We start from the raw sequence: 16,367 nt of genomic DNA, 5'->3' as shown, positions 1-16,367 counted from the left end.
TCCACGCGTCGCGTTTCACCTTCTCGCGAACCAGGTCGCTCAAAGGTGGCGGAGTGATACGAACGGATCGAAAACGGGTCAAGAGGGCTTCGTCACTCTTCTTGAATTGATTCCGCCCAACCGGCATTTCCTGCCGGATGACCCCGTGTGATCGATCGCAACGGCACCTGCGGCCGAGGGCACCAGGCCGCCGGCCCGCGCTGGAACGTGCGATCCGGAACGTGCAATCAGAGTCGCACGCCGAGGTCATCGAGAGAGCGATGGAGGTCGGCCGCGTCGCGATAGACGCGGAACGCGCCGGCCTTGGCGAGTTCATCTTCTCCGTACCCGCCGCTGAGAACGCCGACTCCGAGCATTCCTGCGCGGCGTGCGGCCATGAGGTCCCAGACGGCGTCGCCGACGACAAACCATTCACTGGCGTCGACATTCATCTTCTTCTGGCAGGCGAGGAACAGGTCGGGATCGGGCTTGGCCTTGGCCACGTCCCCGCGTTCGATGACGACGACGTCGTCGGGCAATTCGAGTGCTTCGAGCGATTTGTTGATGTCGGGCCGGCGTCCTGACGTGGCGATGCCGAACGGAACTTTCCCTTTGCGGAGAGCTTTGAGGAGTTCGATGGCGCCGGGCAGCGGGTCGCGTTCGGGGAGGTATTCGAGAAAGAGCGCGCTGTGCCGTTCCTGCAGGGCCTTCGCTTCCTCGCGGGAAATCTCGCGGTCGATTTCCCGGGCGAGGGCCCGGACGAACAGTCCGCCGCTCATGCCGATCCGGCGGTGGACGCGCCAGGCGCTCACCCGGATTCCTCCCTCCGTGAGCGCGCGCTGCCACGCGAGGACGTGGGCGTAAACCGTGTCGATCAGGGTTCCATCGAGGTCAAAGATGAGGGCTTGCATGGAGACGTCGCTTTCAAGTGAAAGGAGGATTGTATCGCATTCGCGCCGACCGACCCGCGGCGGGGCGTCATCAGGCGGGTTGACGCCGCCCGCGCACCTGAAGACGTCATGGGCGACGCTGCAAACGCTATGCGTGCTTAGAATTGCCGGATATGTCTACCGAGAAAGCAGATGCCCTGGTGATCCGGCTGGCCGACTTCAGCGAGTCGAGCAAGGTGGTGACGCTCTTCACGCGCCAGCAGGGGAAAGTGGCAGGACTTGCCAAAGGGGCCAAGCGTTTGAGGGGTCCGTTTGAGGCTGCTCTTGACCTGCTTTCAGAATGCCGCGTAGTTTTCATCCGCAAGTCATCCGGTGCGTTGGACTTACTGACAGAAGCCCAGCTCATCAGGCGATTTCAGCCCGCAGGTCGAGACCTGAACGCACTTTACGGCGGCTATTACGTCGCCGAATTGCTGGATGGTCTGACTGAGGTTCACGATCCCCATCCCGACTTATACGACGCGGCCATCGCCGCCCTCGCCGGTCTGGCGGAAGGCAGCGAACCGCGGATTCCCATCCTGCAGTTCGAGCTCCAGTTACTTTCGGAGATCGGACAGCTCCCTGACTTTGAAGCCTGCAGCGTCTGCCACCGGCCGATCGTTGTGGGAGAACAATCGCGGTACTGGGTTTCGCAAGGGTCACTGTTGTGCACCGAATGCGGCCGACCTGAATACCAGCACACAGAGATGCATTCCGGAACGATTGCCCTGCTCCGAACGCTCCTCGAATCGAAAGGTTCCCTGGCGTCGCGGCTGACGATTGCTCCGCAGCAGTTTCGAGAGTTACGGCGTCTGCTGACCGCCGCCATCAGCCATGTGCTGGAGCGTCGGCCGAAGATGCTGTCGATGTTGAAATTCTGATTCGCCCTCAAAAGGCCCTCGGCATGACGCCGATGCACTGCACCGCACGATGCGCGACCGCTCCCGGTTTCCTGGGACGGGTTCTCTGCATTGGGGCGCTGGCCGTGATGGCTGGTTGCGGCTCGCTGGGTAGCGGCCGCGTCGCCCGCAAGAACACTCCCCTGAACGCCGCTGATGCGCTGGGCATGGTCCCGGCGGGGCCGAGCGACGTCGAAGGCCCGACCGAACGGCGGCTGAAGGCCGATCGCTGGAACCGCGAGCGACAGCTGAAGAACGATCCGCGGATGGCGAAGGCGATGGCCGAGTATGATGCGGCCATGAAGCTGCACGACTCGGGTCAGTACAAGGACGCCGAGAAATCGTTCCACAAGATCGTGAAGAGCCGCCGCGCGACGTATGAATCGTTCGGCGACCGCTTCCGCGGAGCATTCGGTTTCAAGGAAGACGTCGACCTCGAGTCGGTCACCGGCTATGGCGACCCCGTGGAAGAAGACGCGATGTTCATGGTGGCCGAATGCCAGTACCGGCAGCGGTCGTATGCCGGAGCGGAAGACAGCTACACCGAGCTGCTCGAGAAGTACCCTTCGACGCGTCACATGGAAGATTCGACCCAGCGGCTGCTGGGTATCGCGATGTACTGGCTGGGATACTCAGCCGAATCGGATCTGAACGGCGACATCAAGCTCGCAGGCGGCGCGTCGATCAACCCGGCCAAGCCACCCAAGGCGCCGTCGACGCCCCGGATCCCGATCATTCCCAATGTGAGCGATCGAACCCGGCCAGTCTTCGACACCGATGGCCGGGCGCTGGGCGCGCTGCGGAAGGTCTGGCTGCATGATGCGGCGGGGAATCTGGCCGATGACGCGCTGATGGTGTCGGCCAACCATCATCTGCGGACCGGCGACTTCGTCGAATCGGCCCGGTTGTACAAATTGCTCCGCGAGCAGTACCCGGACAGCCCTCACTTCCAGGATGCCCACCTGCTGGGGGCGCACGTCACGATGGCGAGCTATGAGGGCTCGGCATACGACGGCAAGCCGCTGGATGAAGCGTCCAATCTCAAGAAGGTGGCGCTGGCATCGTTTACAGACATGAGCGACGAGGAGCGGCAACGCCTTCACAAAGAGATCTCCCGGATGGATGAAGAACGGGTCGGCCGCCTGTGGGCGACCGTCGAGTTCTACCAGGCGAAGAGGCAGCCGGAATCGATCGAGGTGTACTGCCTGAAGATCATCAACCAGTTTCCGGAATCGAAATACGCGGAGATGGCCCGCAAGATGCTCGCGTCACTGGAGCCACACAAAAAACCTGAGCACCGCCAGCAACCGCCGCAGGCGCCGCCCGCATCAGTGAAGGTGGCCGAAGCTCCGCCGAAGTCCCTGCAGGAACCGACCGAGGCCGCCCAGGTCGATCTCGACCAGTAAGCCTCTCCTGCCCGACAGCTCTCCCGACGTCGTCCGATGCATCGCCGAACCCTGATCGCCGCACTGCTCGCCCTCCTGGGGGCAGGTTGCGGATACCGGGTCGGACCGAACTATTCTCCGAACGTCCGCACGGTTCACATTCCGGTCTTCAAAACGGAATCGTTCCGCCGAGGCTTCGAGCTGCAGCTGACGGAAGCCGTGCAGAAGCAGGTCCAGACGACGACCCCATACCGGCTCGCGAACGAGCCGATGGCGGACACGCGACTGATCGGCCGGATCGTCGAGATCAGCAAGCGGCCGGTGAACCAGAACCGCTACGACGATCCGCGGGAGCTGGAACTGTCGATGGCAGTGGAAGTGCGCTGGGAGGAATGTTCCTCGGGCCGTGTCCTGCGTCAGCAGATGTTCCCGATCAACCCGATGGCGACGCAGGCCATTTCGCAGGTGACATTCGCTCCTGAGGCAGGTCAGTCGATGGCGACGGCGACCAAGGACGCCGTCGACCAGCTCTCCGCCCAGATCGTGCAGCTGATGGAAGCCCCCTGGTAGGTGTTGGGCTGTTGCTGGCTGGGTGAGTCCGCATCACTGAGGGAAGATGTCGCCGGCCTGCGCCTGAGCCATTCGTGCCTGATCGCTGCCACAGGTTGCCGGGGACTTCGGCGTGATCGGAGCCGTTTCATCAAGGGCATGATTCGACATGTCGATCACCGCTTGCAGGCAATTCTGAAACAGGTCGCCGCGGTCCTCTCGGCGATCAATAGTTGATCTGGAACTGCATTCGGAGAAGTTGCCCCTGGAACTGGCGGTACGACTCGCCAGACGACTCGGCCGAAGTATTCGTGCGGTCGGTCAGAGTGTACTGGGTGACCAGTTCCATCTGCGGATTGAACTGCCATTCCAGGCCCGCTTCATATTCGTGGACGTGTCCGTAGGGAGCGTTGTCTTCGTTCTTGTATCCCCCTTCGAAGTAATTGAATCGTGCGAAGGGGAACAGGACGCCGCAGGATTTCGTCTCGTGGCGGTACATCGTCATCGCATACCCGCCGTTGAGGTGCCGTTCGACGACCCGGGTCTGATCGTCATTGAGTCCAGGCCCCCGGCCGACGTTCCATTCGGCCTGAAAGCCGAGCGGTTGCGGATACCAGACAAAGGTCGCGGCGACCCGCTCGTCGCGCAGATTTCGTTCGCCGGTCTCAATGGTGCCGAGCGGCCGTACGGCCGGGCCGATGCCGAGCGGCTGAATCGGCGCGCCAAACACTCCCACCTCGCCGACGTAGCCCTGGACGCCGACTTCCATCACCTGCTTGTTTTCGAACTGGTAGGGAATCGCAAGTCGGCTGACGACATGGACGTTGTCGTTCTGTTCCAGCGTGGCCCCGCCCTGCCCGTTGTAGACACCGAGCGCGAACACGCCGTAGTTTCCTGACCCCTTCAGCCCTTCATCGAGCACGTACTTGAAAAGGTCCTGGGCCTCTTCCGGTGTCCAATAGAAGATCACTCCCAGATCCCGCTCGTTGCGAAGAGAGGAGTTCAAGCCATCGTTGCGGTCCAGGGGCACACGATTGGAACTCGACTGCATGTTCTCCCAGCCGAACGGAATTTTCGACTGGCCAATGCGGACGCGGTAAACCTTGTTCACATCAATGTACAGATCGCCATACCAGTCGCGGACCTGGGCGAAGAAGGTCGCGTCGCTGCTTCCGGGAGGCGTCGCAGTGAAGTCGGGCTGGAGGTAAACGTAAAGGTGGTCTGACACGTCGCCTGAGAAGACCAGCCGGGCGCGTCGAAGCAGGAAGTTTCGATTGTCGCCGACGGAACTGTCGCCGATGTGGTCCGGCGGAGCCCCGTCCTGCTCCTCGGAAAGCGTGGAGTTGAAACGGAGCTGGGCATAGCCACGCACGCTGATGCGTTCGTACCACTGCTTTTCGCCGTCGTTCGTCGAGGCGCCATGCGTCTGCTGATCGACCGTCGTGATGGCCGGGTCGACTGCCTGCTTCCAGCGATCTTTCGCCTGTTGCAGCAGAGACTTGTGTTCCGCCTGCGAATCTTCGAGAGAACGGATCTTGGCCTCAGCTTCGGCCAGACGACGGGCCAGGTCCCCGGGATCGTATACAGCTGGCGGCGGAGGCTGAATTGCCACGGAACTCACCGCGGGAAGCTCCTGGCCCGCGGCGATCCGGGAGACGAACAGCCAGCTGACGACAGCCAGACTTCCCAGGCGGTACGGCGATTTTCGCGGAACAGCCTGGGACATAACACCGATGCGCAGAGGAAGAACCACTGAAGACTTCTTCACGATCGGCTCAATCGACACAACCGATACAGTTTCCCAGGGGCGTTTGAATCCGTTCGGCAGGATTCGCCGATCGAATCCGGGCTGAAACTTCAATCCCGGAGGTCGAACCAGATTTGACATCCGCGTGTCCGGCTCGGTACGTTTTTCGGGAACGATTGCCATTCGGAGACGCTGGTGTCCCGCCTGCTTCCACTTCTGCCGCTCCTTCGCCTCCTTCCCAGCGGAAGGTCTTAGGCCGGCTTTTGGCATTCGTTCGAACTCGAAACAGCCAACCCCTGAGACCGCCGCGAGCGCCTCAGGGGTTTTTCATTTCCGAGGCGAGCGGGGGGCGTCAGCCCCCTGTGCGACGTGTCACAGGAATCACCCTCACCACCCCAGAACCATGTCCGACACGATCACGATCTTCGATACGACGCTCCGCGATGGGGAACAGGCCCCCGGCTGCAGCATGGACACCGACGAAAAGATGCAGGTGGCCCAGGCGCTCGTGGACCTCGGCGTCGACGTCATCGAAGCGGGGTATCCCATCGCCTCCCCCGGCGACTTCGACGCCGTTCAGCGGATCGCCCGCAGGTTCGGGTCGCAGTCGACCATCTGCTCGCTGGCCCGCTGCCGTAAGGAAGACATCGACAGCGCCTGGGGCGCGCTGCAGGACTCGGAAAAGGTCCGCGTCCACCTGTTCCTGGCCACGAGCCCGATCCACCGCGAGTTCAAGCTGAAGATGGCCGAGGACGAGATCGTCCGCCGGGCCGTGGAGAGCGTGAAGTATTGCGCCGACCTGATGTCGAAGCGATCCGACATCAAGATCCCGAACGTCGAGTTCTCTCCGGAAGACGCCGCCCGCACCGAGCTCGACTTCCTCTGCCAGGTCGTCGAGAAAGCCATCGACGCGGGCGCGACGACGATCAACATCCCGGATACCGTCGGCTACGCCACGCCGACCCACTACTTCAAGGTGATCTCCCACCTGAAGAAGCACGTGCCGAACATCCACAAGTGCGTCATCAGCACGCACTGCCACGACGATCTCGGCATGGCCGTCGCCAACAGCCTGGCCGGCGTTGAGGCCGGGGCCCGCCAGATCGAGTGCACGATCAACGGCCTGGGCGAACGGGCCGGCAACGCGGCGCTGGAAGAAGTCGTGATGGCGCTGAAAACTCGCGGCGACTATTACGGCGTCGGCACGAAGATCCAGACGACGAAACTGTGCAACACCAGCCGGCTCGTCTCCAAGATGACCGGCATGACGGTGCAGCGCAATAAGGCGATCGTCGGCCAGAATGCGTTCGCCCACGAGGCCGGCATCCACCAGCACGGCATGCTGCAGTCGCGTTCGACGTATGAGATCATGCGGCCGGAGGATGTCGGCTACATCGGCGAAAGCCTGGTGCTGGGCAAGCACAGCGGCCGGCATGCCTTCCGCGATCGCGTCACGAAGCTGGGTTACCAGATCGACGATGAAACGTTTGAGAAGGTCTACCAGGGCTGCACCGCTCTGGCCGACAAGAAGAAGTCGATCTACGACGCCGACATCATCGCGATCATCGAAAACCAGTCGACGACCCAGATGGTCGAGACGTGGTCGCTCGCATCAGTCCATGCGTTCGGCGGCACCGGCACGATTCCGACCGCCGCCGTCGAGCTGCATCAGGCCAGCGGCGACGGTCAACCGGTCGTCCTGCGCGACGCCGCCACGGGTGACGGCCCGATCGACGCGGTGTTCCGCACGCTGGAGCGCCTGACCGGCATCTCCGCGACGCTGACGCAGTACGAAGTGAAAGGCGTCTCCGGCGGCCAGGACGCCCAGGGCGAGGTCCTCGTCGAGATCGAACACGACGGGAAAACCTATCACGGCACTGGCCTGTCGACCGACATCCTCGACGCCAGCGCCCGCGCCTACCTGCAAGCCCTCAACAAGGCCCGTGGCGGCATGGGCGGCCGTGCAGCTTCGCCGCTCAAGGGTGTTTGAAACCCACGTGACATGTTCGGCCTCCTGAATCTCAACAAGCCTGCCGGCATCACGTCGCGCAGCGTCGTCGATAGCGTCCACCGCCTGTTGCCCCGCACGTCGAAAGTCGGCCATGCCGGCACGCTCGACCCCATGGCAACCGGTGTGCTGGTGGTGTGCGTCGGCACGGCCACGCGGCTGGTTCCTTATGTTCAGGAACTGACGAAGTCGTACCGGGCCGGATTCCGCCTCGGCTGTCGCAGCGACACCGACGATGTGACGGGGTCCATCGTCGAGACGGTCGACGCGCGTGTGCCCGGTCGTGAGGAGATCGAACATGCGCTGCAGGCGTTCCGAGGAACGATCGTGCAGACGCCGCCTCAATATTCGGCCCTGCGCGTCGGCGGGAAGCGGGCCTACGACCTGGCGCGGACCGGAGTCGCCGTGGAGCTCGTGCCCCGCGAAGTCGAGATCTCGCATCTGGAACTCGTTCGCTGTGACGGACTCGAGATGGAAGTCGACATCGATTGCAGCTCGGGCACCTACATCCGCTCGATCGCGCGCGATCTGGGTGAGTCGCTGGGGATCGGCGGATTGATGACGAGCCTTGTGCGCACGGCCATCGGCCCCTTCCGGGTGGAAGCGGCCCGGTCGGTGGAATCGCTCACCGCGGAAACCCTCCGCGATGCACTGCTCCCCGCCGAGCTTTCGATTGGCGACCGGCCGCGCCTCAACGTGACCGACTCCCAGGCGACCGCCATCCGCCAGGGGGTGAAGCTCGTCTTCCCGTCATCGAATCCTTCGCACCCGGCCGTCGTCGCCGTGGACCCGGCGGGCCGGCTGGTCGGGTTCGGCGAATATGAAGCGGAAACCGGCCGGTTCCATCCACGGAATGTCTTCCACGAGACGAGCGCGACCTGAGTGAAACGGCCTCGATGCGGCCCGAAGACGGCGGGTGCGTTGACGGAGGGTGGACGCCGCAAGAAAGTCTGGGGCGATCGCTCCGCTCATCTCGTGTGAATGAATTCTCGTGCCTCTTCGCATTCTCTTCGTTGGAACCGGAACCTTCGCGCAACCCGCTCTTGAAGCGCTGCTGGCCTCGTCACACCAGGTGGTCGGGCTCGTCACGCAACCCGATCGGGGCGGAACGGGCAAGCACCAACACCCCCATCCGCTGAAAGAACTGGCGCTGGCGCGGGGGCTGGAAGTCTTCCAGCCCGCCAACGTCAACACTGAAGAGTCCCTCGCCCGCCTGAAGGAGTTCGCGGCCGATCTCTTCGTTGTGGCCGCCTATGGCCAGATCCTCAAAATGCCGTTCCTCGCGATCCCGCGCCTCGGGGCGATCAACATCCACGCCTCCCTGCTCCCGCGGCATCGAGGCGCGGCCCCGATCAACTTCTCGATCCTCGCGGGAGACGCGGAAACCGGCGTCTCTATTTTCCAGATCGAGCCCAAGCTCGATTCCGGCCCCGTCTGGGGGATGATCTCGACTCCCATCGGCGCGAAGGAAACAGCCGGACAGCTTGAAGACCGCCTCTCCGCACTGGGGGCCGGGCTGGTCACGCAGGTCGTCGATCAGATGGATCAGGGCACGGCCACGTCGCAGGTGCAGGATTCCTCGTTCGTGACCCTCGCGCCGAAGATGCCCAAGGCGTTCGGCCTGGTCGACTGGACGAAAGACGCCGCGTTCATCGAACGCCAGGTGCGGGCGCTCCAGCCCTGGCCGACTGCCTACTCCTTCCTCCACGTCCAGGGCCAACCGCCGCAGCGAATCGTCCTCATCGACGTCGACCCGCTCGATGAGGCCGCGTCAGGCGAAACGCACGGCATCGTGATCGGCCATGCCGCGGCTCCACTCGTCGTCCAGACCGGAACCGGCCCCCTCGCCATTCGCAAACTGCAACCGGCCGGAAAACGGGCGATGACGGCCGACGACTTCCTCCGTGGCCGTCCGACACCTCCCGGCTCCAGCTTCGGACCGGAACAGGCTTGAGAAACGCGCAGCAGCGCCGGGTGAGGTCGCCTGAGGCAAGTGAGCGGCAGGGCGCTAGCCGCCGGTCAAGCGTTGGCAGCGGCTCCATCGCGTCAAAACAACTCCCTGTGAACTGACGCGACATTCCCCGAACGAGAGACCACCGGGTAAAGTTTCGAACGAGGCTGACGGACCTGGTTCGAACGGAGTCGTCAAATGCTGCGCTTGGCGATCGCGACCTGGCTGATGCTGGCGCTGACAACCACATTGGCTCTCTGCCAGACCCAAAAACGAGCCGTTGAGGATCGTCCTGCGAACAAAGAACCGGCCGCGGATGTGGCTCCGCAACGAGCGAGCCCTTCGCCTCCCAGATGGACTGGTCCGAAGCGGGGCTGGGGGCCCGAGCAGGCGGTCGGACCGCCCGATACACCCGGCGCCGGGGACCTGACAACGGCCTGGGCATCCGCATCGCAGGATGACCAGGAGGAATGGCTGATCTGCGAGTATGAGCAACCTCTGCAGGCGATGTTCCTGCACGTCCACGAGACGTATCATCCCGGCGCCCTGGTGAAGGTCACCGCATTCGGGCCGGACGGCAAAGAAATTACGGCCTGGGAAGGCGAAGACCCGACGCCCCGCACCGAGGCCCGGGGCGTCTCGAAGATTCCGATCGCCCTGGGTGCGAATGCCCGGCGATTCAAACTCTATTTCGACTCGCCCGCCGTTCGCGGTTGGAACGAAATTGACGCAGTGGCCGTCGAGGATGACAAGGGCGCCTCACACTGGGCCGTGCATGTCGAAGCCAGCAGCACGTTCGCCCGAGAGATCGTCGAACCTGTGCGACCGGCCCGGATGCCCCTCCCACAGGGCCCCTCCCCATTCGAAAAGCTCCAGCAGGAAGTTGCCGAGCTGAAGAATCGGGATGCCCAGCAGCGCGAGGAGATCCGGGAACTTCGCCAGGAGCTTCGTGAACTCAGGGAGTCCCTGTCGAAGGAACGGCGCGCTCGCTGACGCGGGGAAGCTACGGCGACCACCAGCGGTTGAGCTGGTTCCTCAGAGTCTCGACGAGGTCCGGCCGTTCCGCCGCCAGGTTCTTTTCCTCGTTCGGGTCTTCCGTCACATGAAAGAGTTCGGTCGGATGCCGATCGGCCATCATCGCCGACGGGGCGATCAGCTTCCATTCCCCGGAGACGATCCAGCGGAACTCGAGTGTCTCGGCCGGCACGGTCGGCAGTGTCGCATCGTGTGCGAAGGTCGCGCCGACGACGGATTTCCGTTTCTCGATGGCCTGCTCGTCGAGCAGGTTCAGGCCGGGCAGGTTTTTCGGAGGCGTGATGCCTGTGGCGGCGAGAATCGTCGGCAGCACATCCAGGCTCGTCACCAGGTGAGTGTCATCCCTGCGGGCCTGGGTCTTCCCGGGCCAGCGGACCATGATCGGGGTTCTCAGCCCGCCGTCGTAGGGAGACGTCTTTCCACGCGGGCCGCCATAAGGTCCGTTCGGCGTCCCGACGGGATTCATCCAACCGTTGTCGACCATGTAGATGACGAGCGTGTTCTCGCGAAGGCCCCGGTCATCGATCGCATCGAGCAACTGGCCTGCCGTCTCATCAAACCATTCGCACATGGCCCAGTACTTCGCCTGCTTCAGGTCGCCGGCGACATCTTTGTATTTGTTCAGCAGCCGCTCCGGAGGATTGTGCGGCAGGTGCGGCATCATCGGCGCATACCAGATCAGGAAGGGCTTCGACTGTTTCTTCGCCTCGTCCATGAAGTCGTACAGCGGCTGCATCGTCTGGCGTCCGATGATCAGCCCTTCGTCGCCATGCCGCCCGGCAGCCGATTTGTCTCCCTGCGTCATTCCGTGCGTGAAGCCGGCGGAGACGTGATCTCCCTCCCACCATTTGCCCGACTGATGCGCCAGATAACCGTTGGCCGTCATCAGCTTCGGAAGCGTCAGCACACCATTGAGGTTCTCACCGAACTGCCGTCTCTGCGCCTGGTACTCCGGTGACTTCCGGTACTGGGCTTTCGGAACCGTGGCGAGCGAGGTCGAGGGCCGGGGATCGTTCCCGACAATTTTGTGCTGGTGCGGGTAAAGCCCGGTGATCAGGCAGGCGATCGACGGCCGGCAGAGACTCGACGGCACATAGCCGCGGGTGAAGACCTGCGATTCCGCGGCCAACCTGTCGATCCGGGGCGTCCTGATATGCGGATGCCCCATGAAGCTGTAGTCGTCCCAGCCCTGGTCGTCCGAGAGGATGAGCACCACGTTCGGCGGTGCTGCATTCGAGAATGAGGCTGCGAGGAGTACAGCGATCAGTGACAGGAACCGGAGCGGCGTCATGGGGAGCGGCACCTTCAGTGAGGAATCAATGGCAATGCTTTCAGTTTGCCGTCCGCCGGCGGAGTCGGCAATTGCCCATCTGGCAGTCCGCGAATTGACAGGCCGCGGGCGCCCGGCGAGATTCGAGACCGTTTCGCGGATTCCAGGTCTCTCCGTCGCTCAGGAGATTGTCGTGCGATTCTTTCTGCCCCTTCTGGTCGGACTGACGAGCTGGTTTGGACTGATCGCCCCGGCCCAGGCCGCCTCGCCGAACTTCGTCGTCATCTTCCTGGACGACGTCGGCTACTCCGACATCGGCTGCTTCGGCTCGAAGGTCAACCGCACGCCGCGCCTTGACCAGCTCGCGAAAGAAGGCCTCCGGCTCACGAGTTTCTACGCCCAGACTGTCTGCGGGCCGTCCCGGGCCGCACTCCTCACGGGGCGGTTTCCCACGCGCAGTGGCGGCGGGTGGCGCACGGAGTCGAGTGAGATCACGATCGCGGAAGTCCTCAAGACCGCCGGCTATGCCACCTGCTGCATCGGAAAGTGGGACATCTCCCAGCGCCGTTACCAGCCCGGACTCGTCCCGAATGATCAGGGCTTCGATGAATACTTCGGCCCGCTCGGCGCCAATGACAACGGTTCGGCAACGCTCTTCCGCAATCGCGACGAAATCGAAACGACTCGCGACATGGCGTCGCTCACGAAGCGCTACACCGATGCGGCGATCGACTTCATCACCCGCCAGAAGGACAAGCCGTTCTTCCTCTACATCCCCCACACGATGGCGCACGTCGTCATCGATGCCTCCGAACAGTTCAAAGGCCAGTCGAACAACGAGCTCTATGGCGATGTGATCGAAGAGCTCGACTGGAACATCGGGCGCGTGATTGATGCGCTCAAGGCACAGGGAGTGGCTGACAACACGATCGTGGTGTTCACAACCGACAACGGCCCCTGGAGTGGCCCTGAGGCCCGCTACCGAAAGTCTCACGGCGACAAACTCGCCACCGGAACGGCCAGGCCGCTTCGCTCAGGGAAGGGCTCGGCTTACGAGGGCGGCTTCCGGGTTCCCACGATTGTGTGGGGGCCGAAACTCATCCCGGCCGGTCGCGAGAATGATGGGATCGCTTCGACGCTCGACCTGCTCCCCACGTTTGCCGCGCTGGCCGGGGCGAAGGCGCCAACCGATCGCCCGCTCGATGGCTTTGACCAGTCGGCCCTGTTCACCGGCAAGTCGACGGCGAGCACCCGCGACCGATTCTTCTATCACGTGAAGGAAGAACTCCACGCCGTCCGACAGGGGGACTGGAAACTGATGATCCCGAACCGCGAGCGGTTCTTCGGCTACACCGGCGACGCGAAAGTCAGGACGCCCGAGCTCTACAACCTGCGGGAGGACATCGGCGAGAAGACGAATCTCGCCGACAAGCATCCCGAGATCGTTCAGCGGCTGACCGCGATGATCAGCGAAGTCCCCAGCCGCTCCGGCCCGGAAGAACCCGACCGCGACGTGCCGCGGCCACGCCAGGTAAACCAGCGCTAGCTCTGGCGACGAGCTTTGAGCCCTCGACTTTCCATGGGAGCAGCCATGTGATCGCACTCGGACTTCGATGACGAAGTGAACCCGAGCCGTCGGCGTTTTCGTTTCGGCGTTGGTGTTTCGTCAGTCATCCCGCTGGCAATCCTGGCTGCGGATTTGCTGAACAGCGAATTGTCGACGGTCGTCACACGGGACTGGACGGCTTGCAGACGTTGCGAGCCAGGCGACCTACACCGCCTCTTTCTTCCCGCGCTTCGGCTTCACGCTCGGAAAGGGACAGAGCGGCACGCTGGCGGTCGGCTCCGAGAGCACCTCGGCCAATGTCGTTCCGGCAAACGCCTTCTCGACGGACGCCATCGCCGCATCCAGCCGGAAATGCAGCGGGCAGAGATGGACGCCGTGGGCCGCCAGTCCGAGCGGACAGGTGCGGATCCGCTGAATCGGATCAACGGCGTTGACGACTTCGAGAATGGTCAGTTGTTCGGGCGTCTTCAGGAGCTGCACACCCCCGCCGACTCCGCGTTGTGATTTGACGATGCCGCCGCGGACAAGGGCCTGGAGGACCTTGGAAAGGTAGGCCCGGGGGACGCGGGTGACTTCCGCGATCTGGGGAGTGGTCCTGGCGTCCGGATAGGCCTGCCCGAGGCAGGCGACGGTGCGGAGGGCGTACTCGACAGTCTGTGTCAGCATCGCGAATCCGCCTGCCTGCCTAAATTGGACGTTGACATCCACAATTTCCGCGGCTAAAGTCCGACATTGAAATTGGACATACATATCCAATTTAACGTTTCCCACGCCTGCCAGTCAATCCCACCGGACCGCTGACCATGCAACACATCGACGAATCCCGCCTCGAATCGGACCTCGCCTACCGCTTCCAGTATGTCTCGGGCTTCATGGGCTTCAATGCCGACGACATCGAAGCCATCCACGGAGCCGCATCGCACCTGGCCCCGGTCGTCCCGGCACTCGTCGACGCGGTCTACGACCAGTTGTTCGCCTACGACTGCACCAAGCGGCACTTTGTTCCCCGCCAGTCCGGTTATGAGGGCGACATCCCGAAAGACATCGAGGGCCTGACGCTGACACATGAGATGATCGAGTTCCGCAAGCAGCACCTCGGACGATACCTCGTCGCTCTCGTCTCCAGGCCCTATGACGGCAAGATGGTCAGCTACCTCGACATGGTCGGCAAGATGCACACGCCGAAGGCCGGCTCGAAAGATCTCGACGTACCGCTCGTGCAGATGAACGCGCTGATGGGTTTCGTCGCCGACGCCCTCATCGCCACGATTGAAGGGCTCGGACTTCCGCTCGACGTCGAACGCCGGACGACCCGGGCCTTCAACAAGCTGCTCTGGCTGCAGAATGACCTGATCACGCGGCACTACCAGGCAGCCTGACCGCGCCGCACGTCCCTGAAGGAGACGCTGGACCAACGAGTCCGTACGATGGCTCCGACGCTTCGGACAAATCGCGTTCCCCTCGCCTGCCGCCAAATGGCAGAGCGACAATGCCGACCTGATCGGCGAAAGAGGGGAGCTTGCAATTGTCCGGGGCTCGGAGCGGGCTTAACTTGCATGGGGCTCGCGCGCCTGCAAACTCGTCTTACGGTCGTTGATGATGAAACGCCGCGCTGCAGAAAAAACTTCGCGACCGACCATCGCTCTCCTGATCGAGTCGTCCAGCGCGTTCGGCCGCGAGCTTCAACGGGGCATCCTGGCGTACGTCCGCGAACGCGACGTGTGGTCGATCCAGCTGCCCGACAACGAGCCGGGATTCGAACACCTCGCAACCTTCTCTTCCAGCAAGCCCGATGGCTGCATCGCGCGGATTGTCGACCGCCGCATGGCGGGGAAGCTGAAGTCGCTGCACATTCCGGTGGTCGACGTCGCCGGAGGGCGTGACCTCTCGATCGGATGCTGGGTCGCCACGAACCACACCAGGATCGTCCAGCTCGGAATCGATCATTTCCTCCGCCGGGGATTCCGCCGCGTCGCGTTCTGCGGAGACGCAAGGTTCGCCTGGTCCAACCTGCGGCAGAAGCTGTTTCGCGAGATGGCCGGCGAACACGGGCTCGAGGTTCATCTCTACCGCAGCGTGGGCCGGAGCCGGAATCCGCCCCCCTGGAAACGGATCAGCGCCAGCCTTCAGGACTGGGTGCAATCCCTGCCCAAGCCGATCGGCATCCTGACGAGCCACGATCTCCGCGGCCAGCAGCTTCTCGACGCCTGCCGTGCGACGGATGTCGCCGTGCCCGAACAGGTTGCCGTACTCGGGATCGACAACGACGAGATGGCGTGCAACCTCTCGAAGCCCCGGATGTCGAGCATCGTCCCCAATGCGTTCCGCTCGGGTTATGTGGCGGCGCAGCTGCTGGACGACATGCTGGGCCGGCGGCTCAAGAAGCCGATCGGAATCGAGATCGATCCCGAACGGATCGAGCGTCGCCAGTCGACCGACATCCTCGTTTTCGAGGACCAGATCGTCCGCGACGCGATGCAGATCATTCGCCGGCACGCCTGTGACGGGCTGAAGGTGGTCGATGTCGTCCGCCGGATGCGGGTTTCCCGGCGCACGCTCGACGCCCACTTCGTCGATGCGCTCGGGCGGACGCCGCACGATGAACTGCTGCGCCTGCGACTCGATCGCGTGAAGGAACTTCTCCTCGAGACGTCGCTGTCCGTGGCGTCGGTGGCGCGGCGGGCCGGTTTCGAGCGCGAGGAGTACATGAACGTCGCGTTCAAACGCACGTTCGGCGTCACTCCCGGGACGTATCGTCGCAATCGCGGCGGCGGCGCAGGGCTGTTCGAAAAGCAGGCGGACCGGCGTAGTTTGTAGGCAGGGCGGTTTGCCAGGAAAGACAAGCCGCCTGTGAATTCGTCCGTCCAGGCGCAGAGCCCCCGCATCGCCTCCTCGGAATCGCGCGCGCCTTGAACAGAGCTGGACCGGGTTTACCCCAACAGCGTGGTCGCGGCTCTGGCCACCGCACCGGACAGTTTGTTAAATTTCGGTGTGCTGCCGGGAGGATTGCAGAATCTTCCCTCACATTCGCTGGCGGTGAACCATCGC

The 16,367-nt window shown here is 63.3% G+C and carries 14 protein-coding genes; 10 read left to right on the top strand and 4 right to left on the bottom strand.

Annotation, left to right across the window (positions count from 1 at the left end):
• Positions 1-227: 227 nt before the first annotated feature.
• Complete coding sequence (locus tag Pan44_RS25850) at positions 228-890, bottom strand: HAD family hydrolase (RefSeq protein WP_145034617.1); 663 nt, start codon at positions 888-890, stop codon at positions 228-230.
• 152 nt (positions 891-1,042) lie between these two features.
• Between Pan44_RS25850 and recO the strand changes: the two genes are divergently transcribed.
• The 3 genes from recO to lptE are packed head-to-tail and all read left to right on the top strand — an operon-like array spanning position 1,043 to position 3,762.
• Positions 1,043-1,789 (top strand): DNA repair protein RecO, encoded by a 747-nt coding sequence (gene recO, locus Pan44_RS25845; RefSeq protein ID WP_145034616.1) that lies wholly within the window; start codon positions 1,043-1,045, stop codon positions 1,787-1,789.
• 23 nt (positions 1,790-1,812) lie between these two features.
• On the top strand, positions 1,813-3,213 hold the full coding sequence (locus Pan44_RS25840; RefSeq protein ID WP_145034615.1) for a tol-pal system YbgF family protein: 1,401 nt from the start codon (positions 1,813-1,815) through the stop codon (positions 3,211-3,213).
• Between the two features lie 36 nt (positions 3,214-3,249).
• Positions 3,250-3,762 carry an LPS assembly lipoprotein LptE gene (gene lptE, locus Pan44_RS25835; protein ID WP_145034614.1) on the top strand — a complete coding sequence of 171 codons (513 nt, stop codon included), beginning with the start codon at positions 3,250-3,252 and terminating at the stop codon, positions 3,760-3,762.
• A 205-nt stretch (positions 3,763-3,967) separates the two neighbouring features.
• On the opposite strand, the gene Pan44_RS25830 is transcribed toward lptE, so the two are convergent.
• Positions 3,968-5,467 carry a porin gene (locus Pan44_RS25830; protein WP_197453660.1) on the bottom strand — a complete coding sequence of 500 codons (1,500 nt, stop codon included), beginning with the start codon at positions 5,465-5,467 and terminating at the stop codon, positions 3,968-3,970.
• A gap of 424 nt (positions 5,468-5,891) precedes the next feature.
• On the opposite strand from Pan44_RS25830, the gene Pan44_RS25825 reads away from it, so the two are divergent.
• The 4 genes from Pan44_RS25825 to Pan44_RS25810 all read left to right on the top strand — a co-directional run bounded on the left by Pan44_RS25825 (position 5,892) and on the right by Pan44_RS25810 (position 10,440).
• The gene (locus Pan44_RS25825) at positions 5,892-7,478 is read left to right on the top strand and encodes a 2-isopropylmalate synthase (protein WP_145034612.1); all 1,587 of its coding nucleotides are present in this window, start codon (positions 5,892-5,894) and stop codon (positions 7,476-7,478) included.
• A 12-nt stretch (positions 7,479-7,490) separates the two neighbouring features.
• Positions 7,491-8,378 (top strand): tRNA pseudouridine(55) synthase TruB, encoded by an 888-nt coding sequence (gene truB, locus Pan44_RS25820; protein ID WP_145034611.1) that lies wholly within the window; start codon positions 7,491-7,493, stop codon positions 8,376-8,378.
• A 109-nt stretch (positions 8,379-8,487) separates the two neighbouring features.
• A complete protein-coding gene (gene fmt, locus Pan44_RS25815) occupies positions 8,488-9,450 on the top strand; it encodes a methionyl-tRNA formyltransferase (RefSeq protein WP_145034610.1) in 963 nt (320 codons plus the stop codon).
• A gap of 195 nt (positions 9,451-9,645) precedes the next feature.
• Positions 9,646-10,440 carry a hypothetical protein gene (locus Pan44_RS25810; protein WP_145034609.1) on the top strand — a complete coding sequence of 265 codons (795 nt, stop codon included), beginning with the start codon at positions 9,646-9,648 and terminating at the stop codon, positions 10,438-10,440.
• A gap of 10 nt (positions 10,441-10,450) precedes the next feature.
• Here Pan44_RS25810 and Pan44_RS25805 read toward each other — a convergent pair whose 3' ends face one another.
• A complete protein-coding gene (locus tag Pan44_RS25805) occupies positions 10,451-11,773 on the bottom strand; it encodes a sulfatase family protein (RefSeq protein ID WP_145034608.1) in 1,323 nt (440 codons plus the stop codon).
• A 172-nt stretch (positions 11,774-11,945) separates the two neighbouring features.
• Here Pan44_RS25805 and Pan44_RS25800 point away from each other — a divergent pair, with 172 nt between their 5' ends.
• Positions 11,946-13,298 (top strand): sulfatase family protein, encoded by a 1,353-nt coding sequence (locus tag Pan44_RS25800; protein ID WP_145034607.1) that lies wholly within the window; start codon positions 11,946-11,948, stop codon positions 13,296-13,298.
• 225 nt (positions 13,299-13,523) lie between these two features.
• Here the strand turns inward: Pan44_RS25800 and Pan44_RS25795 are convergent, their stop codons facing one another.
• Positions 13,524-13,985, bottom strand: a complete 462-nt coding sequence (locus Pan44_RS25795; RefSeq protein WP_145034606.1) for an RrF2 family transcriptional regulator — start codon at positions 13,983-13,985, stop codon at positions 13,524-13,526.
• Between the two features lie 137 nt (positions 13,986-14,122).
• Here Pan44_RS25795 and Pan44_RS25790 point away from each other — a divergent pair, with 137 nt between their 5' ends.
• A complete protein-coding gene (locus tag Pan44_RS25790; RefSeq protein ID WP_145034605.1) occupies positions 14,123-14,698 on the top strand; it encodes a protoglobin family protein in 576 nt (191 codons plus the stop codon).
• 217 nt (positions 14,699-14,915) lie between these two features.
• Complete coding sequence (locus Pan44_RS25785) at positions 14,916-16,136, top strand: AraC family transcriptional regulator (RefSeq protein WP_145034604.1); 1,221 nt, start codon at positions 14,916-14,918, stop codon at positions 16,134-16,136.
• The last annotated feature ends 231 nt before the right edge of the window (positions 16,137-16,367 follow it).

Source organism: Caulifigura coniformis (assembly GCF_007745175.1).
Taxonomy (GTDB): domain Bacteria; phylum Planctomycetota; class Planctomycetia; order Planctomycetales; family Planctomycetaceae; genus Caulifigura; species Caulifigura coniformis.
The sequence above is the reverse complement of the archived record's forward strand: the minus strand, read 5'-3'. Positions and strand labels throughout refer to the sequence as shown.

Bases quoted from the DNA above. Each gene is read 5' to 3' on its own strand.
- Pan44_RS25850 (WP_145034617.1), bottom strand. From the start codon at position 890: ATGCAAGCCCTCATCTTTGACCTCGATGGAACCCTGATCGACACGGTT.
- recO (WP_145034616.1), top strand. From the start codon at position 1,043: ATGTCTACCGAGAAAGCAGATGCCCTGGTGATCCGGCTGGCCGACTTC.
- Pan44_RS25840 (WP_145034615.1), top strand. From the start codon at position 1,813: ATGACGCCGATGCACTGCACCGCACGATGCGCGACCGCTCCCGGTTTC.
- lptE (WP_145034614.1), top strand. From the start codon at position 3,250: ATGCATCGCCGAACCCTGATCGCCGCACTGCTCGCCCTCCTGGGGGCA.
- Pan44_RS25830 (WP_197453660.1), bottom strand. From the start codon at position 5,467: ATGTCCCAGGCTGTTCCGCGAAAATCGCCGTACCGCCTGGGAAGTCTG.
- Pan44_RS25825 (WP_145034612.1), top strand. From the start codon at position 5,892: ATGTCCGACACGATCACGATCTTCGATACGACGCTCCGCGATGGGGAA.
- truB (WP_145034611.1), top strand. From the start codon at position 7,491: ATGTTCGGCCTCCTGAATCTCAACAAGCCTGCCGGCATCACGTCGCGC.
- Pan44_RS25810 (WP_145034609.1), top strand. From the start codon at position 9,646: ATGCTGCGCTTGGCGATCGCGACCTGGCTGATGCTGGCGCTGACAACC.
- Pan44_RS25805 (WP_145034608.1), bottom strand. From the start codon at position 11,773: ATGACGCCGCTCCGGTTCCTGTCACTGATCGCTGTACTCCTCGCAGCC.
- Pan44_RS25795 (WP_145034606.1), bottom strand. From the start codon at position 13,985: ATGCTGACACAGACTGTCGAGTACGCCCTCCGCACCGTCGCCTGCCTC.
- Pan44_RS25790 (WP_145034605.1), top strand. From the start codon at position 14,123: ATGCAACACATCGACGAATCCCGCCTCGAATCGGACCTCGCCTACCGC.
- Pan44_RS25785 (WP_145034604.1), top strand. From the start codon at position 14,916: ATGATGAAACGCCGCGCTGCAGAAAAAACTTCGCGACCGACCATCGCT.